At 60.0% G+C, this 18,648-nt stretch carries 24 protein-coding genes and 1 pseudogene; 12 read left to right on the forward strand and 13 right to left on the reverse strand.

From position 1 onward, the window contains the following. Window positions 1–4 precede the first annotated feature (4 nt). The gene (gene catC, locus V6Z53_RS13645; RefSeq protein WP_338586040.1) at window positions 5–295 is read left to right on the forward strand and encodes a muconolactone Delta-isomerase; all 291 of its coding nucleotides are present in this window, start codon (window positions 5–7) and stop codon (window positions 293–295) included. A 55-nt stretch (window positions 296–350) separates the two neighbouring features. Continuing rightward, on the forward strand, window positions 351–1,280 hold the full coding sequence (catA, locus tag V6Z53_RS13650; RefSeq protein WP_338586041.1) for a catechol 1,2-dioxygenase: 930 nt from the start codon (window positions 351–353) through the stop codon (window positions 1,278–1,280). An 11-nt stretch (window positions 1,281–1,291) separates the two neighbouring features. Here the strand turns inward: catA and V6Z53_RS13655 are convergent. After that, window positions 1,292–1,381: pseudogene (locus tag V6Z53_RS13655) on the reverse strand (metal ABC transporter ATP-binding protein); the annotation flags it as partial. A gap of 95 nt (window positions 1,382–1,476) precedes the next feature. On the opposite strand from V6Z53_RS13655, the gene V6Z53_RS13660 reads away from it, so the two are divergent. The 5 genes from V6Z53_RS13660 (at window position 1,477) to V6Z53_RS13680 (ending at window position 6,350) form a co-directional block, all read left to right on the forward strand. Beyond that, window positions 1,477–2,436, forward strand: coding sequence for an AraC family transcriptional regulator (locus V6Z53_RS13660; protein WP_338586042.1), 960 nt, complete (start codon window positions 1,477–1,479; stop codon window positions 2,434–2,436). 259 nt (window positions 2,437–2,695) lie between these two features. Beyond that, window positions 2,696–4,060, forward strand: coding sequence for a benzoate 1,2-dioxygenase large subunit (gene benA / locus V6Z53_RS13665; RefSeq protein ID WP_338586043.1), 1,365 nt, complete (start codon window positions 2,696–2,698; stop codon window positions 4,058–4,060). Continuing rightward, a complete protein-coding gene (gene benB, locus V6Z53_RS13670; protein ID WP_338586044.1) occupies window positions 4,057–4,545 on the forward strand; it encodes a benzoate 1,2-dioxygenase small subunit in 489 nt (162 codons plus the stop codon). The genes benA and benB overlap by 4 nt, the downstream gene beginning before the upstream one ends. Before the next feature lie 10 nt (window positions 4,546–4,555). After that, complete coding sequence (benC, locus tag V6Z53_RS13675; RefSeq protein ID WP_338586045.1) at window positions 4,556–5,569, forward strand: benzoate 1,2-dioxygenase electron transfer component BenC; 1,014 nt, start codon at window positions 4,556–4,558, stop codon at window positions 5,567–5,569. 7 nt (window positions 5,570–5,576) lie between these two features. After that, a complete protein-coding gene (locus V6Z53_RS13680; protein WP_338586046.1) occupies window positions 5,577–6,350 on the forward strand; it encodes a 1,6-dihydroxycyclohexa-2,4-diene-1-carboxylate dehydrogenase in 774 nt (257 codons plus the stop codon). 12 nt (window positions 6,351–6,362) lie between these two features. Here V6Z53_RS13680 and V6Z53_RS13685 read toward each other — a convergent pair whose 3' ends face one another. Then, entirely contained in the window at window positions 6,363–6,725 is a 363-nt protein-coding gene (locus V6Z53_RS13685; protein ID WP_338586047.1) for an NUDIX hydrolase, read from the reverse strand. A gap of 209 nt (window positions 6,726–6,934) precedes the next feature. On the opposite strand from V6Z53_RS13685, the gene V6Z53_RS13690 reads away from it, so the two are divergent. Next, window positions 6,935–7,126 carry a DUF2188 domain-containing protein gene (locus tag V6Z53_RS13690; protein WP_338586048.1) on the forward strand — a complete coding sequence of 64 codons (192 nt, stop codon included), beginning with the start codon at window positions 6,935–6,937 and terminating at the stop codon, window positions 7,124–7,126. A gap of 70 nt (window positions 7,127–7,196) precedes the next feature. Here the strand turns inward: V6Z53_RS13690 and V6Z53_RS13695 are convergent, their stop codons facing one another. Next, window positions 7,197–7,436: a hypothetical protein gene (locus V6Z53_RS13695; RefSeq protein ID WP_338586049.1), complete on the reverse strand. Its 240-nt coding sequence runs from the start codon at window positions 7,434–7,436 to the stop codon at window positions 7,197–7,199. Window positions 7,437–7,605: 169 nt separating this feature from the next. Between V6Z53_RS13695 and V6Z53_RS13700 the strand changes: the two genes are divergently transcribed. Further along, on the forward strand, window positions 7,606–7,824 hold the full coding sequence (locus V6Z53_RS13700; RefSeq protein WP_338586050.1) for a hypothetical protein: 219 nt from the start codon (window positions 7,606–7,608) through the stop codon (window positions 7,822–7,824). A 73-nt stretch (window positions 7,825–7,897) separates the two neighbouring features. Then, window positions 7,898–8,239: a hypothetical protein gene (locus tag V6Z53_RS13705; protein ID WP_338586051.1), complete on the forward strand. Its 342-nt coding sequence runs from the start codon at window positions 7,898–7,900 to the stop codon at window positions 8,237–8,239. Window positions 8,240–8,242: 3 nt separating this feature from the next. Here V6Z53_RS13705 and V6Z53_RS13710 read toward each other — a convergent pair whose 3' ends face one another. Then, window positions 8,243–8,812, reverse strand: a complete 570-nt coding sequence (locus tag V6Z53_RS13710) for an Rrf2 family transcriptional regulator (RefSeq protein WP_338586052.1) — start codon at window positions 8,810–8,812, stop codon at window positions 8,243–8,245. Window positions 8,813–9,104: 292 nt separating this feature from the next. Here V6Z53_RS13710 and V6Z53_RS13715 point away from each other — a divergent pair, with 292 nt between their 5' ends. Next, on the forward strand, window positions 9,105–10,304 hold the full coding sequence (locus tag V6Z53_RS13715) for an NAD(P)/FAD-dependent oxidoreductase (protein ID WP_338586053.1): 1,200 nt from the start codon (window positions 9,105–9,107) through the stop codon (window positions 10,302–10,304). A 120-nt stretch (window positions 10,305–10,424) separates the two neighbouring features. Here V6Z53_RS13715 and V6Z53_RS13720 read toward each other — a convergent pair whose 3' ends face one another. The 5 genes from V6Z53_RS13720 to ribBA all read right to left on the reverse strand — a co-directional run bounded on the left by V6Z53_RS13720 (window position 10,425) and on the right by ribBA (window position 15,763). Further along, window positions 10,425–11,579 carry an ABC transporter ATP-binding protein gene (locus V6Z53_RS13720; RefSeq protein ID WP_338586054.1) on the reverse strand — a complete coding sequence of 385 codons (1,155 nt, stop codon included), beginning with the start codon at window positions 11,577–11,579 and terminating at the stop codon, window positions 10,425–10,427. Between the two features lie 17 nt (window positions 11,580–11,596). After that, on the reverse strand, window positions 11,597–12,406 hold the full coding sequence (locus V6Z53_RS13725; RefSeq protein ID WP_223521529.1) for an ABC transporter permease: 810 nt from the start codon (window positions 12,404–12,406) through the stop codon (window positions 11,597–11,599). Between the two features lie 6 nt (window positions 12,407–12,412). Next, window positions 12,413–13,339, reverse strand: coding sequence for an ABC transporter permease (locus tag V6Z53_RS13730; RefSeq protein ID WP_338586491.1), 927 nt, complete (start codon window positions 13,337–13,339; stop codon window positions 12,413–12,415). Further along, window positions 13,336–14,361, reverse strand: coding sequence for an ABC transporter substrate-binding protein (locus tag V6Z53_RS13735; RefSeq protein ID WP_338586056.1), 1,026 nt, complete (start codon window positions 14,359–14,361; stop codon window positions 13,336–13,338). The genes V6Z53_RS13730 and V6Z53_RS13735 overlap by 4 nt, the downstream gene beginning before the upstream one ends. A gap of 289 nt (window positions 14,362–14,650) precedes the next feature. Beyond that, window positions 14,651–15,763 carry a bifunctional 3,4-dihydroxy-2-butanone-4-phosphate synthase/GTP cyclohydrolase II gene (gene ribBA, locus V6Z53_RS13740; protein WP_338586057.1) on the reverse strand — a complete coding sequence of 371 codons (1,113 nt, stop codon included), beginning with the start codon at window positions 15,761–15,763 and terminating at the stop codon, window positions 14,651–14,653. Window positions 15,764–15,835: 72 nt separating this feature from the next. On the opposite strand from ribBA, the gene V6Z53_RS13745 reads away from it, so the two are divergent. Beyond that, window positions 15,836–16,132: a DUF1330 domain-containing protein gene (locus V6Z53_RS13745; RefSeq protein WP_338586058.1), complete on the forward strand. Its 297-nt coding sequence runs from the start codon at window positions 15,836–15,838 to the stop codon at window positions 16,130–16,132. Window positions 16,133–16,253: 121 nt separating this feature from the next. On the opposite strand, the gene V6Z53_RS13750 is transcribed toward V6Z53_RS13745, so the two are convergent. The 4 genes from V6Z53_RS13750 to V6Z53_RS13765 form a co-directional block, all read right to left on the reverse strand. Then, a complete protein-coding gene (locus tag V6Z53_RS13750; RefSeq protein WP_338586060.1) occupies window positions 16,254–16,817 on the reverse strand; it encodes an NUDIX hydrolase in 564 nt (187 codons plus the stop codon). A 2-nt stretch (window positions 16,818–16,819) separates the two neighbouring features. Continuing rightward, window positions 16,820–17,572 carry a GntR family transcriptional regulator gene (locus tag V6Z53_RS13755; RefSeq protein ID WP_338586061.1) on the reverse strand — a complete coding sequence of 251 codons (753 nt, stop codon included), beginning with the start codon at window positions 17,570–17,572 and terminating at the stop codon, window positions 16,820–16,822. 58 nt (window positions 17,573–17,630) lie between these two features. Continuing rightward, complete coding sequence (locus V6Z53_RS13760; protein ID WP_338586062.1) at window positions 17,631–18,020, reverse strand: carboxymuconolactone decarboxylase family protein; 390 nt, start codon at window positions 18,018–18,020, stop codon at window positions 17,631–17,633. Window positions 18,021–18,156: 136 nt separating this feature from the next. Beyond that, window positions 18,157–18,642 carry a flavin reductase family protein gene (locus V6Z53_RS13765; protein ID WP_338586063.1) on the reverse strand — a complete coding sequence of 162 codons (486 nt, stop codon included), beginning with the start codon at window positions 18,640–18,642 and terminating at the stop codon, window positions 18,157–18,159. Window positions 18,643–18,648: the final 6 nt, after the last annotated feature.

Raw genomic sequence — 18,648 nt, forward strand, 5'->3', positions numbered from 1 at the left:
CATTATGCTGTTCCACGTAAAAATGACCGTGAACCTGCCGGTCGACATGAATCCTGAAGCGGCCAATAAATTGAAGGCTGACGAAAAAGCCCTGGCCCAGCGCCTGCAAGAGCAGGGCAAGTGGCGCCACCTGTGGCGCATCGCCGGGCACTACGCCAATTACAGCGTGTTCGATGTCGACAGCGTTCAGGAACTGCATGACCTGCTGATGCAACTGCCGCTGTTTCCGTACATGGCCATCGAAATCGACGCGATGTGCCGGCATCCTTCTTCCATCCGTGACGATGACCGCTGAGCCCAGCCTGTTCAGCTCGCTACGCTAATAATTACAAGATGAGGAACCCACCAAAATGAACGTCAAGATTTCCCACACTGCTGAAGTACAAAAGTTTCTCGAAGAGGCCAGCGGCCTGCTCAACGATCAGGGCAATCCGCGCACCAAAGCCCTGGTCTACCGCATTCTGCGTGACTCGGTGAACATCATCGAAGACCTCGCGGTGACCCCGGAAGAGTTCTGGAAAGCGGTCAACTATCTCAACGTGCTGGGCGCGCGCCAGGAAGCCGGGCTGGTGGTGGCCGGGCTCGGTCTGGAACATTACCTCGACCTGCTGATGGACGCCGAAGACGAACAGGCCGGCAAATCCGGCGGTACGCCACGCACCATCGAAGGCCCGCTGTACGTGGCCGGCGCGCCGCTGTCCGAAGGCGAAGCGCGCCTCGATGACGGCGTTGATCCGGGTGTGACCCTGTTCATGCAAGGTCGCGTGTTCAACACCGCTGGCGAACCTCTGGCCGGTGCCGTGGTGGACGTTTGGCACGCCAACACTGGCGGCACGTACTCGTACTTCGATGCCTCGCAGTCGGAATTCAACCTGCGCCGCCGCATCGTCACCGATGCCGAAGGCCGCTACCGTTTCCGCAGCATCGTGCCGTCGGGTTATGGCTGCCCGCCGGACGGTCCGACCCAGCAACTGCTCGATCAACTGGGCCGTCACGGTCAGCGTCCGGCGCACATTCACTTCTTCATTTCCGCGCCGGATCATCGCCACCTGACCACCCAGATCAACCTGGATGGCGAAAAGTACCTGCATGACGATTTCGCCTACGCCACCCGTGACGAGCTGATCGCCAAGATCACCTTCAGCGATGATCAGGCCCGTGCGGCGGCTCATGGTGTCAGCGGTCGCTTTGCCGAGATCGAATTCGATTTCACCCTGCAATCGTCTGCCCAGCCTGACGAGCAGCAGCGTCATGAGCGGGTTCGCGCACTGGAAGATTGATCGCACAATCCCTGTGGGAGCGGGCTTGCTCGCGAAAGCGGAGTGTCAGTCAACGTAGATGTTGAAGCTGACTTCGCCTTCGCGAGCAAGCCCGCTCCCACAGGGGTTTCGGTTAACTGTCTGGATTATCTCAAGCCACTGACGCAGTGTTCTAGAATGACCCGAAGCAACCTATAACAACAACGAGAGTGACCCGATGATGCAAGCTCAACTGTTGAGTCAGCGCAGCAGAGTATTCGACCATGCCGACCCGTATGCGGTGTCGGGCTACGTCAATCAGCACGTCGGTAACCACTGCATTCTCATGCCTCGCGCCGGCAGCCCGCTGGCCAGTCTCGATCATCGCAAGTTCGCCAGCCTCGACCTGTGCCGCATCAGCTACGGCGCCAGTGTGCGAGTCACCTCTGGCGCGCTGGAGAGCATCTATCACCTGCAAGTGCTGCTGCGCGGCAACTGCCTGTGGCGTGGGCACGGCCAGGAGCATTACTTCGCGCCGGGTGAACTGCTGCTGATCAACCCCGACGATCCGGTGGACCTGACCTATTCCGCCGATTGCGAAAAATTCATCCTCAAAATCCCCACCCATCTGTTCGAGTCCGTCTGCGATGAGCAGCGCTGGCGCTATCCGGGGCAGGGCGTGCGATTCCTGGAGAACCGCTATCAGCTCAATGAACTGGAAGGCTTCGTCAACTTGCTGGCAATGATCTGCCAGGAAGCCGAGTCCACCGAGCAGATCCCCAGGGTGCAGGAGCATTACACGCAGATCATTGCCAGCAAGATGCTTGGCCTGATGAAGACCAATGTCAGCCGCCTTGAATTGGGCTCGCAGACTGCCACTTTCGAAGCAATTGCCGATTACATCGCGAACCATCTCAAGCAAGACATCGACAGCGAAGAACTGGCACGCCAGGCCAGCATGAGCCTGCGTTCGCTGTACGGCCTGTTTGAACGCAATGCCGGCGTCACGCCGAAAAACTACATCCGCCAGAAACGCCTGGAACGCATCAACGCCTGCCTGAGCGACCCGACCTGCAACGTGCGCAATGTTACGGAGGTGGCGATGGATTACGGCTTCCTGCATTTGGGACGGTTTTCCGACAGCTACCGGAAGCAGTTTGGGGAGTTGCCTTCGGATACCCTCAAACGCCGGCACTGAATTCACTGAACAACCTGTGGCGAGGGAGCTTGCTCCCGCTCGGCTGCGCAGCAGTCGCAAATCCTACCGACGCGGTGTGCCTGACCGAATGCTGAGGGCCGCTGCGCGACCCAGCGGGAGCAAGCTCCCTCGCCACAGTTTTAACGTCGCGCCTCCACTTGCACAAAACGGATAAAGGTCTGCACCCCGCGGATAGTCCGCCCCATTGTCCCGTCCTAGCATTGGCACTGCCTGAACAATAACAATGGAGGCGGCGGCCATGACCCTGCGACCCGAATACGTGCATTCCCTGCTTGAAGACGATCCCGAGCAGGGCCTCTATCGCTGCAAACGCGAGATGTTCACCGACCCCCGGTTGTTCGATCTGGAGATGGAACACATCTTCGAGGGCAACTGGCTGTACCTGGCCCACGAAAGCCAGATCCCCAACATCAACGATTTCTACACCACCACCATGGGGCGTCAGTCGATCTTCATCGCGCGCAACAAGGACGGTGTGCTCAACGCCTTCATCAACGCCTGTAGCCACCGCGGCGCGATGCTGTGCCGGCACAAGTCCGGGAACAAGAGCTCCTACACCTGCCCGTTCCATGGCTGGACGTTCAACAACTCCGGCAAGTTGCTCAAGGTCAAAGACCCGGCCAACGCCGGCTATCCTTCGAGTTTCAACTGCGAAGGCTCCCACGACCTGACCAAGGTTGCGCGTTTCGAGTCCTATCGCGGTTTCCTGTTTGGCAGTCTCAAGGCTGATGTCTTGCCGCTGGTCGAGCACCTCGGCGAGTCGGCGAAGATCATCGACATGATCGTCGACCAGTCCGCCGATGGCCTGGAAGTGCTGCGCGGTTCTTCCAGCTACATCTACGAAGGCAACTGGAAACTCACCGCCGAAAACGGCGCCGACGGTTACCACGTCAGCTCTGTGCACTGGAACTACGCGGCCACCCAGAACCAACGCAAACAGCGTGAAGCCGGTGACACCAACCCGACCATGAGCGCCGGTAGCTGGGCCAAGCAGGGCGGTGGTTTCTATTCCTTCGACAAGGGCCACATGCTGCTCTGGACCCGTTGGTCCAACCCTGAGGATCGTCCGCTGTACGAACGTCGCGACGAGCTGGCGCAAGATTTCGGCAAGGCTCGCGCGGACTGGATGATCGAGAACTCGCGCAACCTGTGCCTGTACCCGAACGTGTACCTGATGGACCAATTCAGTTCGCAGATTCGCATCGCCCGACCGATCTCGGTCAATCGTACGGAAATCACCATTTACTGCATCGCCCCCAAAGGCGAAAGCGACCACGCGCGCTCAAGCCGGATTCGTCAGTACGAAGACTTCTTCAACGTCAGCGGCATGGCTACGCCGGACGATCTGGAAGAATTCCGCTCCTGCCAGACCAGTTACCAGGGCAGCGTCACGACGTGGAACGACATGTCCCGCGGCGCCGAACACTGGATCGAAGGCGCCGACGAGGCAGCCAAGGAAATCGATCTGCATCCACTACTCAGTGGCGTGCGCACCGAGGACGAAGGCCTGTTCGTGCTGCAACACAAATACTGGCAGCAGACCATGCTCAAGGCGCTGGCGGCCGAGCAGTCGAAGCTGATCGCCGTGGAGGACGTGCAATGAACATTTCCTATGAAGCGGTGCGCGATTTCCTCTATCGCGAAGCGCGCTACCTCGACGACCGGCAGTGGGACGAATGGCTGGAAATGTACGCTCCCGACGCGACGTACTGGATGCCGTCGTGGGACGACAACGACGAGTTGACCGAAGACCCGCAGCGGGAAATCTCGCTGATCTGGTACGGCAACCGCACCGGCCTGGAAGACCGCGTCTTCCGCATCAAGACCGAGCGCTCCAGCGCCAGCGTGCCGGACACGCGCACCTCCCACAACATCAGCAACATCGAGCTGCTGGAACAGGCCGACGGACTGTGCAAGGTGCGCTTCAACTGGCACACCCTGAGCTTTCGCTACAAGACCGTCGACAGCTATTTCGGCAGCAGTTTCTACACCCTCGACGTGCGCGGTGAAAACCCGCTGATCAAGGCCAAGAAAGTGATCCTGAAGAACGACTACGTTCGCCAGGTCATCGATGTTTACCACTTGTGAGGCTGCCGTCATGACCCATTCCATAGCATTCAATTTTGAAGACGGCGTCACCCGGTTCATCGACGCCAATGTGGGCGAAACCGTGGCCGATGCTGCGTACCGCCAGGGCATCAATATTCCGCTGGACTGCCGCGACGGCGCCTGCGGCACCTGCAAGTGTTTTGCCGAAGCCGGCCGCTACGATCTGGGCGAGGAGTACATCGAAGATGCCCTCAGCGCAGAAGAGGCCGAACAGGGTTTTGTCCTGACCTGCCAGATGCGCGCCCAGAGTGATTGCGTGGTGCGGGTGCCGACCTCCTCGGAAGTCTGCCGCACGCGTCAGGCCAGTTACGACGCGACCATCAGCGCCGTGCGCCAGTTGTCCGACAGCACCATTGCGCTGTCGATCAAGGGCGAGGCGTTGAGCAAACTGGCGTTCCTGCCGGGGCAATACGTGAACCTGGGCATTCCCGGCAGCGAGCAGACTCGCGCGTACTCGTTCAGCTCGTTGCAGCGCGACGGCGAGGTCAGTTTTCTGATCCGCAACGTGCCGGGCGGTCTGATGAGCAGTTTCCTCACCGGCATGGCCAAGGCTGGCGACAGCATGAGTCTGGCCGGTCCTCTGGGCAGTTTCTACCTGCGTGATATTCGTCGTCCGTTGCTGTTGCTGGCGGGTGGCACCGGATTGGCGCCGTTTACCGCGATGCTGGAAAAAATCGCCGAGCAGGGCAGTGATCATCCGCTGCATTTGATCTACGGCGTGACTCACGATTTTGACCTGGTAGAGCTGGATCGACTTGAGGCCTTCGCTGCGCGCATCCCGAATTTCACCTATAGCGCCTGTGTCGCCAGCCCGGACAGTCAGCACCCGCTCAAGGGCTACGTGACCCAGCACATCGAGCCAAAGCATTTGAACGATGGTGACGTCGACGTCTACCTGTGCGGCCCGCCGCCGATGGTCGAGGCGGTCAGCCAGTTCATTCGCGAAAAAGGCATCGCGCCGGCGAACTTCTACTACGAAAAATTCGCCGCCAGCGCGGCGTGAGGTGCTCATGGACAGATTCACAGACAGAGTCGCGCTGATTACCGGCGCCGCCCAAGGCATCGGTCGACGTGTTGCCGAACGCATGGCGGCGGAAGGGGCGAAGTTGATTCTGGTCGATCGCTCCGAGCTGGTGTTCGAGTTGCAGCAGCAATTGGCGCCGGATTGCCAGGTGCTGGCGCTGACTGCCGATCTTGAGCAGTACGAGGAATGCGACCGGGTGATGCAAACGGCTGTCGAGCGTTTCGGGCGTCTCGATGTACTGATCAATAACGTCGGCGGCACGATCTGGGCCAAGCCGTTCGAGCATTACGAAGCGTCGCAGATCGAGGCAGAAGTCCGTCGCTCGTTGTTCCCGACGTTGTGGTGCTGCCATGCCGCATTGCCGTTCATGCTGGAGCAGGGCAGCGGTGCAATCGTCAACGTCTCGTCGATCGCCACCCGCAGCGTCAACCGCGTGCCGTATGGCGCGGCGAAGGGCGGAGTGAATGCGCTGACCGCTTGCCTGGCGTTCGAAACCGCTGGGCGCGGGGTTCGGGTCAATGCCACTGCACCTGGTGGCACCGAAGCGCCGCCGCGCCGGGTTCCACGCAACACGGCCGAGCAAAGTGCCGAGGAAAAAATCTGGTATCAACAGATCGTCGACCAGACCCTCGACAGCAGTTTGATGAAACGCTACGGCACGCTGGATGAACAGGCCGGGGCTATTCTGTTTCTGGCCAGCGATGAGGCGTCGTATATCACCGGCATGATCATGCCGGTGGGTGGCGGCGATCAGGGCTGACGCAGTGCTGGACTACAAACGACGCTGAAAGGCTTTGACGATCCTGAGCGTGGCGTCGCTGGTGTTGAGGTTCTGCACTGAATCAAGCGGGAACCAGATGCAGTCGAAGATCTCGTTTTGCGGCCGAACGGCTTGGGCATTCAGCACCGATGCCTCGAAGACATGGTGGCGGGTGTTGCCGGTTTCCAGTTCCATCAGGTACAGCATGTCGTCGGCGCCGAGCCCGGTTTCTTCCTGCAGTTCACGCATTGCCGCGCCCGCGGTGGTCTCACCGGGCTCGACCTTGCCGCCGGGCAATGTCCAGCGAGACCTTGGTTTGCGCACCAGCAGAATGTGTCGGTCCAGCTCGCAAATGACGGTTGCGCGTACTTTCATGTGTTACCTGAATACCGGTTGTCATCAAACTGTCATGAAACTGCAATATTCGAGCCGGCTCCCCTTTCACCGGTATCTGGCTATTTGGAGCGGTTGAGGCGCCTGAAAGTGCCGGAATCCTGACACGACGTCTGGTCGTCATCTTCGCGAGGTGTGGGTGTAAGGTAGGTGCGTTAGCCTTGGATATCATTGCCGAGATGGAGGTGACCATGAGTGTTCCGATGCTGAACAAAATGCACATGAACGGTTATGACGTACTCAGCGTGAACAACGGCCCTTGGCGGGTCTGCACCAAAGGTGACCGGCTGGGGTCATTTGGCAGCCGGGAGGAAGCACTGGCGTTTGCGGCGTCTCTTCCGGGCTACAAGTCGCGGTCGAGCAGGCAAGCCAGCAACCAGTAAGCGCATTGACGCTACGTTAAAGCCCCGGCATGTCGGGGCTTTTTGTTGTGTCAGTGCGGTTGATTAGCGGTCATTGGGCCTTGTTGCGGGTAATGATTTTGGCCTTCACTTCTTCGGCATAGCCAGACAGTCGTTGTTCATCACCCTGAAACAAGTCGCACAGCCTCCTGACCGCTTCTGCATCGACGTCGTTGCCAGTCAGGCGCAACTGCTCTGCGATGCGTAAGAGCTCGACCGCCGACCAGCGCAGATCCGAGGCCAGGCCTTGCAGATCGCGCCGAAGCGCCTGTTCCGATTCGTTAAGCCACATGTTGACCTCCTGTAACTCTGTGCTTCGAAATTTTAGACCCATTTGTGCCGTGGGGCATTGTGTTCTTCTGAAACCGCACCGCTCCCTTTGGTCGGGAAATTTGCGCGATCGGCAAAATTCGCTGTCGTAGTGAAGTACCGATTTTTCGGCAGGGCGGGGTCAGTTCAAAATGACGACAACTGATGACTTCAGGGCGCGTGCCCATGAGCTGATCGCCGATCTGGATGCGGCCACCAGCGAAATGATGAATCTCATTTCCGAGCATCAGCTCAGTGGACCGGAATGGGATCGGGTAAGCCTGTGGCAACACGAGGCCTACGAACGATGGATGAGCTATTTGAACGAGCGGACGTACGCGGACCCCGGTGATCACAACGCCAGTCGCTGAAGTGCGATGCGGTTCATGGATATCCGCGCGGTAGCAGGCTACATTTTATTTTTTCAGGATTTAAGGAAGCTTCATGCAGAGTCGGATGTTGATGGGGGGAGCCGTTTTGGCGTTGCTGGCGGGTTGCTCGTTGCCAGCGTCCCTGGTGCCAGGCGAGCCGAATTACAACAAGCAGAGTGACAAGATTCCCAAGGACGTAGCGGCGTGCGTGTTGCCGGCATGGCAAAAGGAGATTTCCAAGACGACTCAGACATCGATTTCCAACGGCTACCGCATCACCGCGCCGAGCATCATCACGGCCGATGAAGTGCTGGATATCGTGAAATACAAGGACGGCAGCCGGGTTTCGCTTTACCAGGGGCCGCCCTGGGCCAAGTCAGGGGCGATGCGCCAGGCAGTGCGTGACTGCCTGTAGGTTTCAGTCGGAGATTTCGGTGACCTGGATAAGCTGATCGTCGCTTGTCTGGGCGCCGCCGGTGCCTTTCTTTTCCCGGCGATCATTCATCCAGTTGTCGACCTTTGCGCTGAACTCTGCCGGGGCTTTGCGTCCGACCTTGCGGGCAATGTCCAGAATGGTTTGCTGATCCAGCGCCTCTTCCATGCGCTTCTGCGCCGTCAGCATCGCGCCATGCACCGAGCAGTGGCCGTCCAGCGCCCACGCGGGGGCTTCGCCTTCGAACAGCGCACATCTGCCGCGAATCTCCCGGCATTCGAAAATAGCCTTGCGCCCGTCGATGGCGTTGACGATATCCAGCAGGGTGATTTCGTCAGCAGGGCGGGCCAGCTTGAAACCGCCGCGAACACCTTCGGTGGCGACCACCAGTTTTGCCTTGGCCAGTTTGGTGAAGATTTTCGCCAGATAGTCCAGAGGCACGCCTTGCAACTCTGCCAGGTCGCGCACGCTCGCTTCGCGGGAGTCGCCGCCATTGCCCACCAGGAAAATCAGGCAGTGGATGCCGTACTCGACACCCGCGCTGTAAAGAGACATATCGATCTCCGACTAATGTTGTCGCAAATATTACCAGCTGATCGTTAGCTGGACAATCAATGTGCCGATTTTTCGTTTTTCGTGCTGAGGCCTTTAGAAGTGCCGGTTTACGGGGGTTCCTGATGAGTATCGATTTGATCGATGCGAACCATTGAAAAAAATCTGTTGCGGCTTTTAACTCGGATCAATAGAGTCGCCGTTGTCAGGTCTGGAGCGAAAAGCGTCTTTCAACAAAAAAGCGCGCAACGACGCACTGATCCTTCAACAAAATTCAATGCCCCTGGAGTGACAAATGAAACAGCACATTTTGGTAATCGGCGCAGGTTTCGGTGGCATGTGGACCGCTTTGAGCGCCACGCGTCTGTTCGACATTCACGGCCACAGCGACTACGACGTTACGGTGCTGGCGCCTCAGGCCGAGTTGCGCGTCCGTCCACGTTTCTACGAACCGAATGCCCACCAACTGGCCGCTCCAATCGGCAAGCTGTTCGATGACGTCGGCGTGAAGTTCATCAAAGGCGCTGCCGAGACCATCGACGTTGCGCAAAAAAGCGTTGGCTACATCGACGCCTCGGGCAATAAACAAGTCTGCATCTACGACAAACTCGTTCTGGCTACCGGTAGCCGCCTCGCACTGCCGAACACTCCCGGCGTGTCTGAACATGCGTTCGACGTCGACCAGATCGAACAGGCCATACGTCTGGAAAACCACCTAAAAGCCCTGGTCAACCAGCCAGAAACCCAGGCACGCAACACCGTCGTGGTGGCCGGCGGAGGGTTTACCGGGATCGAAACGGCGACTGAAATGCCAACCCGTTTGCGCGCCATCCTGGGTGATCGGGCAGATATCAACGTGATCATCGTTGATCGCGGCGACAAGGTTGGCGGCTCCATGGGCCCGCAAATCGCCGAGAAAATCGCTGAAGCCAGTGTTGAAACCGGCGTGAAGTGGTACCTCAAAGCCTCGGTCGTATCCGTCGACGAAAACGGTGTGAACTTGTCCGATGGCCAGCGCATCGACGCCAACACCGTGGTCTGGACTACCGGTGTACGCGCCAGTTCGCTGACCGAGCAGATCCCGGCCGAACGCGATCACCTTGGCCGTCTGCACGTTGATGCACACCTCAAGGTCATCGGCCAGGACGATATCTACGCGACCGGCGACGTCGCTTACGCGGCCAGCGATGACATCGGCAACTACGCGCTGATGACCTGCCAGCACGCCATCGTGTTGGGCCGTCATGCCGGCAACAACGTGGCTGCGCAGATCCTCGGCGTGGACCCGACGCCATATCGCCAGCCTAAATACGTCACTTGCCTGGATCTGGGCGCGTGGGGTGCGGTTTACACCGAAGGTTGGGATCGCCAGGTGAAACTGACCGGGCAGGAAGGGAAGGAGCTGAAGACGCAGATCAACACCGTGTGGATCTATCCGCCGGCGGATCGTGCATCGGCTTGGGCGGCGGCGGATCCGTTGATTCCGATTGCTTGATGCGTGTTGATTAAACGAATCCCGCCCGGAGTTTCCAGGCGGGATTTTTTTGCGTGTGCGTCAGGCGAAAAAAAGGCCGCCGCAACCCGACGTTGCGGCGACCCGAGGGTGACTCCTGAATCAATGTGCGCCAGCGGCCTTGTTCAGATCGCTTTCAGTCCATTCGGTGTACACGCACGCGTCCGCCGTAGCCCAGCGCACCTGCACCGGATCACCCGCCTTGAGCGGCATGCCGGCCGCCGAGAGTGCCTTGACGGTCATCGATGTACCGCCGGAAGTCACCACGCTGCAGGTCTGGCTTTCGCCGAGGAACAACACTTCCACGACCTTGGCCGAGACTTCGTTCCAGCCGGCGGCCAGCGGCTGCTGGATCGCTTGCTGCACACTCAGGGCGACGGCTTTTTCCGGGCGCACCATCAACAACACATCCTGGTCGGTTTTCAGTCCGGCGCTCAGGCGAATCGACAGTGCCTGGCCTTCAAAAGTCGCCACGGCGTTGCCTTGGGCCTTGAGCTTGAGGAAGTTCGAGTTGCCGAGGAACGAGGCGACGAAGGCATTCGGCGGGTTCTGGTACAAGTCGTAGCCGCTGCCCAAACCGACGATCTTGCCGTGGCTGAAAATCGCGATGCGCTGGGACAGGCGCATGGCTTCTTCCTGATCGTGGGTTACGTAGACGATGGTGATGCCCAGGCGCCGATGCAGTTGGCGCAGTTCATCCTGCAAGTCTTCCCGCAGTTTCTTGTCCAGCGCGCCAAGGGGTTCGTCCATCAGCAGGATGCGTGGTTCGTAGACCAGCGCCCGCGCAATCGCGACCCGTTGCTGTTGGCCGCCGGACAGTTGCGACGGGCGACGATGGGCGAACTGCTCCAGTTGCACCAGTTTGAGCATGGCATCGACCCGGCGCTCGCGTTCGGCGGCGGCGAGTTTGCGGATGGCCAGCGGGAACGCGATGTTGTCGCGCACCGACAGGTGCGGAAACAGCGAGTAGCGCTGGAATACCATGCCGATGTCGCGCTTGTGCGGCGGCACGTTGACCAGCGACTGGCCGTTGACCAGGATCTCGCCGCTGCTCGGGGTTTCGAAACCGGCGAGCATCGACAGCGTGGTGCTTTTGCCGGACCCGCTGGAGCCGAGGAAGGTCAGGAATTCGCCGTCCTTGATGTCCAGCGAGATGTTGTCCACGGCGGCAAAGTCGCCGTAGTGCTTGTTCAGGTTACGCAGGCTGACCAGGGGTTTGTCATCTTGCTGCGCGGCATCTTTGATCACTGCACTCATGTCGTACTCCTGGGCGCTCAGGCGCTGATTTCGTTGCGCCGGCGCAAGGCAGCGGCGATGACCATGACCAATACCGAGAGGCCGATCAGCAGCGTCGAAGCGACGGCGATCACGGGCGTCAGGTCCTGGCGCAAAGTGGTCCACATTTTCACGGGAAGGGTTTGCAGGGTCGGGCTGGCCATCATCACGCTCAGCACCACTTCATCCCACGACACAAGGAAGGCGAAGAGGGCGCCGGCGACCATGCCCGGACGAATCGCCGGGAAGGTCACCTTGAACACCGCTTGCAGGCGCGAGGCGCCGCAGATCACCGCGGCATCCTCGATTGACTGATCAAACAGCTTCAGCGAGTTGATGATCGAGATGATGGTGAACGGCAACGCGACGATCACATGGCTGACGACGAAGGCGAACATGGTCCCGGTGTAGCCGAGTTTCAGGAACAGCGCATACACCGCCACGGCGATGATCACCAGCGGCACGATCATCGGCAGGGTGAACAGGCCGTAGAGCATTTCCCGGCCGGGGAAGCGGCCACGCACCAGCGCGAACGCGGTCGGCAGGCCCAGCGCGACGGCGAAGAATGTGGTCAGCACCGCGACTTTCAGGCTGGCCATCGCCGCGTTCATCCAGTCGGCGTTGGAGAAGAACTGGCCGTACCATTTCAGCGTCCAGCCCGGTGGCGGGAACACCAGCCATTGCGACGAGCCGAACGACAGCAGCACGATGAACACGATCGGCAGCAGCAGGAACAGACCGATCAGCCCGGTGGTGAAATACAGGCCGAAGCGCATGCGTCGGCTCATGGCATTGGGGGTCAGGAGCATGACGGCTTACCTCGCGTTGCTGGCGCCAACCGGGGATTCCGGCTGAAGCTTCAGGTAGAAGTAGAACAACACCAGCGTGATCACGATCAGCAACGCGGCACCGGCGCTCGCCAGGCCCCAGTTGAGGAACGACTGCACCTGCTGAATGATGAACTCGGGCAGCATCATGTTATGCGCACCACCCAGCAAGGCCGGGGTGACGTAGTAACCGAGGGACATCACGAACACCATCAAGCCACCGGAAAACAGCCCCGGCCGGCACAGCGGCAGGAACACCCGGAAGAAGTTGGTCCACGGACTGGCGCCGCAGATCGAACCGGCCTGCAGGATCATCGGGTCGATGGCCTGCATGGTCGCCTGCAACGGCAGCACGATGAACGGAATCATGATGTAGCTCATGCCGATCACCACGCCGGTGAGGTTATGCACCATCTCCAGCGGTTGATCGATGATGCCCATCGCCATCAGCGCCTTGTTGATCACCCCTGAAGCTTGCAGCAGCACCAGCCAGGAGTAGGTGCGGGCGAGGAGGCTGGTCCACATCGACAGCAGCACGATGCTCAGGATCCAGCGGCCCCAGCCACGCGGCACCAGGGTGATCGCCCAGGCCAGCGGGAAGCCCAGCAACAGGCTGAACAATGTCACCAGTCCGGCCACTGAGAAGGTGTTGAGCAAGACCCGCGCATACGCCGAGTTGGCGAACAGTTGCTCGTAGTTGCCCAGCCCCGGCACCGGTTCCAGCACGCCGCGCAGCAGCAGGCCGATCAATGGCGCGAGAAAGAACAGACCGAGGAACAGCAAAGCCGGGATCAGGTTGCTCGAACCACGCCAGCGCTGTGCCAGGGTCGGGGATTGCGTCGGGGCCTTGCCGGCAGCGCCAATGGCGCTCCCGACTGGCGCAGGTTGAGGGGACGCGGTTGCCGCCATTTTCATTTGACCAGCCATTCGTTCCACCGTGTCGCGATGGCCGGACCGTTCTTGGCCCAGTACGCGAAATCAAGAGTGATCTGATCCTTTGCATAGGCCGTCGGCAGGTTAGGGGCGAGCACCGAATCCAGGCGCGCCACGCTGTCGACGTTGACCGGGGCGTAGGCGGTCAGGTTGGAGAAGTCGGCCTGTCCTTTGGCGCTGCTGGCATTGGCCAGGAACTTCATCGCCGCGTCCTTGTTTTTCGAACCCTTTGGAATGACCAGGATGTCAGCCATCACCAGGTTCTGTTTCCAGCTTACGCCGACCGGAGCACCGTCTTCTTGCAGTGCGTGAATCCGGCCGTTCCAGAACTGGCCCATGCTCGCTTCGCCGGAGGCCAGCAGCTGTTGCGACTGCGCGCCGCCGCCCCACCAGACGATGTCTTTCTTGATGGTGTCGAGTTTCTTGAAGGCGCGATCCAGGTCCAGCGGATAGAGCTTGTCGGCGGCGACGCCATCGGCCAGCAACGCCAGTTCCAGCACGCCGGGGCTCGGCCATTTGTAGAGGGCGCGTTTGCCGGGCCAGGTCTTGGTGTCGAACAGCGCGGACCAGTCCTGAGGCTTGTTGGCGCCGAGCTTGCTTTCGTTGTAGCCGAGGACGAAGGAGAAGAAGAACGAGCCGACACCGTGATCGCTAACAAACCGTGGGTCGATCTTGTCGCGCTCGATGACTTTGAAGTCGAGGGGTTCGAGCAGGCCTTCGGCGGCGGCGCGTAAGGCGAAGTCGGCTTCGACGTCGACCACGTCCCACTGCACGTTGCCGCTCTCGACCATGGCTTTGAGTTTGCCGTAGTCGGTCGGGCCGTCCTGCACCACGGTGATGCCGCTGGCCTTGCTGAACGGATCGGCCCAGGCCTGCTTCTGCGCATCCTGGGTGCTACCGCCCCAGCTGACGAAGTTGACGCTCTCGGCGGCCATCAATGCTTGGCTGGTCACGCTCAGCAGTCCCGCAAAAAACACTGCGGTAACACGTTTGTTCAACACCATCTTCACGCCCTCATTGTTGTGTTTATGAGCGGGGCTTTCACTGCCCGGCTATCGGGAGCTGTAGGTCCGTCGAGTCAGTTCTGACTGTCCGGTCTATGGAATATCATATTATGGTATTCCAGGCTTTGTGCAAGCGGTTTGCCTTACCGGCTATCAGCCGAATCGAGATTTTTGAGGGAACGGGCGCCTTTCCGCGAACCGATTTTCGTAGGAGCAAGGCTTGCCCGCGATAGCGCCCTTAAGATCGCCATCGCGGGCAAGCCTTGCTCCTACAGGTATGGCGTTCACCCTATTGCCCGCTAAACGGGATGCTCTCGACCACCTCCAGGTCATACCCGGTCAATCCCGCATACTTCAACGGCGGCCCGAGATGCCGCAGCTTGCCCACGCCCAGGTTCTGCAAAATCTGCGCACCCGTACCCACTTCCGAATAGATCCGCGATTGCGAGCGGCTGAACTGTCGCGGCGGCTGGGTCAGTTGCGGCACTCGTTCAAGCAACGCTTGCGACGATTCGTGATTGGCCAGCACCACCACCACACCGCGACCTTCTTCTGCCACACGTTGCAATGCGGCCCACAGCGTCCAGTTGGAAGGGCCGCTGTATTCGGCGCCGACCAGATCGCGCAGCGGGTCGATCACATGCACACGCACCAGCGTCGCTTCTTCGCGACGAAGGTCACCCATGACCATTGCCATGTGGACACCGCCCTCGATGCGATCCTCAAAGGTGATCAGACGAAAGGTGCCATGCACGGTAGGCAATTCGCGTTCGCCGATGCGCTCGACCGTGTGCTCGGTGCTCAGGCGATAGTGAATCAGGTCGGCGATGGTGCCGATCTTGATCCCGTGCCGGCGCGCGAACACTTCCAGGTCCGGGCGTCGGGCCATGGTGCCGTCGTCGTTCATCACCTCGACGATCACCGAAGCCGGGGTGAAGCCGGCCAGCCGTGCCAAATCGCAACCGGCCTCGGTATGTCCGGCACGGGTCAGCACGCCGCCTTCGCGGGCGCGCAACGGGAAGATATGGCCGGGTTGCACGATGTCTGCGGCACTGGCCCCGTGAGCGACGGCGGCCGCTACGGTGCGCGCGCGGTCGGCGGCGGAAATGCCGGTGGTGACGCCGATGGCCGCTTCGATGGACACGGTGAACGCGGTGCTGAACACGCTGCCGTTGCTCGGCACCATCTGCTCCAGTCCCAGGCGCTGGCAATGTTCATCGGTCAAGGTCAGGCAGATCAGGCCTCGGGCTTCGCGGGCCATGAAGCTGATGGCTTCGGCGGTGCAGCAGTCGGCGGCCAGCAGCAGATCGCCTTCGTTTTCCCGGTCTTCGTCGTCGACCAGCAGGACCATTTTGCCGAGGCGATAGTCTTCGATGATTTCTTCAATACTGTTGAAAGCCATGCTCGAATCTCAGTGTCTGTTTTTGTCGGTATTATGGTATACCATGATACAAAACAAACTGCGAGGTCACTTATGAAGGCGTACTGGATTGCTCACGTGGACATCACCGACCCCGATCAATACAGCCAATACACCCAGCGGGCGCCGAAGGCGTTTGCCGAGTTCGGTGGGCGGATACTGGCGCGGGGAGGGCGTAGCGAAGCGATGGAAGGACGGCCGACGCCGCAGCGCAGTGTGGTGATCGAGTTTGATTCCTACGAACAGGCAGTGGCGTGCTATCGCTCGGCGTTGTATCAGGAGGCGAAAGGGCATCGCGAAGGTGTGGCGTTGGCAGAGGTCATCATCGTCGAGGGCGTGGCACCGCTTTAACAAACACCATCTAACCCTGTGGGAGCCAGCCTGCTGGCGATTGCGGTAGTTCATTCAACATCAGTGGTGACTGAACTGGCGCTATCGCTAGCAGGCTAGCTCCCACAGGGAATGGGGGTTATCAACGAATAAAGTGAATCTTGCCGCTATCGTCATTGCCGATGTAAATGCCATAGACCCCAGCCTGGCGTTCCTCGATGTAGCGCTCGAGGATCTGCCGGATCGCCGGGTAATAGATGCTGTCCCAAGGAATGTCCTCGGGCGCGAAGAATTTGTAGTCGAGGGTTTCCGGCCCGTACTGGCCGGTGATCTCCAGCGCGATGGCGCGGAAGATGATGTACACCTCGCTGATCTTCGGCACGCTGAAGATCGAGTAGGGCGAGAGGATTTCCGCGCGTACGCCGCTCTCTTCCCAGACTTCGCGCAACGCCGCCTGTTCGGTGGTTTCGCCGGCTTCCATGAAGCCCGCCGGCAGCGTCCAGGTGCCGGGGCGCGGCGGGATCGCGCGTTGGCACAGCAGGTATTTGCCGTCCTGCTCGATGATGCAGCCGGCGATGATTTTCGGATTGACGTAGTGGATGTAGCCGCAGCCGCGGCACATTAGGCGCTCGTGCGTATCGCCCGGCGGCAGTTGCTGACCGAGGTCAGCGCTGCCGCACTTTGGACAAAAGCTCGGGCTGAACATGATCAGCGACCTATGCGCGGTTCTTTCAGCGCGATGGGCTGGGTGATCGCGGGGATCGCCCCGGTCTCTTCCTGCTTGCGCTTGAGGTAGTCGAGGGCGACGGCTGCGGCGGCGCGCACGTGATCGACGCACGCCTGATGCGCTGCCAGCGGATCGCCACTCTTGATCGCCTCGACCATTTTTTCCATTTCCTGGTTACTCGCGCCGCGACGGTTTTCCTGGGACACCGAGGTCGCGCGCAGGTAGCTGATCCGCGCCTGCAACTGACGCAGCTGGGTGGCCGCGACGTGGTTGCCGGAACCTTCGAGCAATACGTCGTAGAAACCCTGCACCGAGTCGATGACCTGTTGCAGTTCGCCTTCCTTGAGCGCCTGACGGTTGACCTCCAGGGCTTTTTCCAGGGCCTTGATGTCCTTGGCCTTGGCGCGCAGGGTGAACAGCTGGACGATCAGGCCTTCGAGCACGCAACGCAGTTCGTAGATATCGACCGCATCGGCCAGTGTGATGATCGCGACGCGCGGGCCCTTGGCATCGGCGAACTCGACCAGCCCTTCGGATTCCAGGTGGCGCAAGGCTTCGCGGACCGAGGTGCGGCTCACGCCCAGGCGATCGCACAGATCGCGTTCGACCAGACGGTCTCCCGGCAGAAGCTGGAAGTTCATGATGGCGCTTCGCAGTTTATCCAGCACGATTTCGCGCAGGGTAACGGGGTTGCGATTGACCTTGAAGCTGTCGTCGAGTGGCAGGCGTTTCATGGGGTCCGCTCTTTAAGTTGGCTGTCCATGCCAGACGGGCATCAAAACAGCCGAGGGGTTAACTGGAGGCCTCGGCGTCGGCTTCGGCGAAGGCTTCACGGGCGAGCCGGAAACTGTCCACGGCTGCGGGCACTCCGCAATAAATACCGACCTGAAGCAGAATTTCGCGTATTTGCTCACGACTCAAGCCGTTACGCAAGGCGCCGCGCACATGCAGTTTGAGTTCATGCGGCCGGTTGAGCGCCGAGATCATCGCCAGATTGATCATGCTGCGTTCCTTGAGCGACAAACCCTCGCGGCCCCAGACGTGGCCCCAGCAGTACTCGGTGACCATCTCCTGCAACGGGCGGGTGAAGTCGTCGGCGTTGTCGATGGAGCGCTGCACATAGGCTTCACCCAATACCTGGGTGCGGATCTTCAGGCCTTTTTCGTACTTTTCGTTAATCATAAATTCTCCTCGCACCACAAATCCCCTGTGGGAGCGGGCTTGGTCGCGAAGGCGGTATGTCAGTCGACGTTAATGTTGAATGATCGACCGCTTTCGCGAGCAAGCCCGCTCCCACATTGGGTTTTGTGTATGCCTGTCAGGCCAGGGTCGGCAACGGGCCCAACTTGCCCTTGTGATAAATCATCGGTGTCACCGGTTGCTTGGGCATGATCAGGTTCTTCACCGCGCCGACGATGATCGCGTGGTCGCCGCCGTCGTATTCGCGCCACAGTTCGCACTCGATGATTGCCGTGGCTTTGGCAAGGATCGGGTTGCCCAGTTCGCTCAGGTGCCAGTCGATGCCGTTGGCCTTGTCCTTGCCTTTACCGGCGAAGGCGTAGGCTTCGGCGGTCTGGTCGGCGGACAGCAAGTGAATCGCGAACTGCTTGCTGTCGCGCAGCACCGGGTAGGTGTCGGAGCCGTAGTTGGGGCAGAACAGCACCAGTGCCGGGTCAATCGACAGCGCACTGAAGGCGCTGGCGGTGATGCCGACGATGCCGCCGTCCGGGCCCAGGGTGGTGACCACCGTGACGCCGGACGGGAACGAGCTCATCACGTCTTTGTAAATGCCGGGTTCGATCATTTTGCA

This window comes from Pseudomonas sp. MAG733B (genome assembly GCF_036884845.1).
GTDB lineage: Bacteria > Pseudomonadota > Gammaproteobacteria > Pseudomonadales > Pseudomonadaceae > Aquipseudomonas.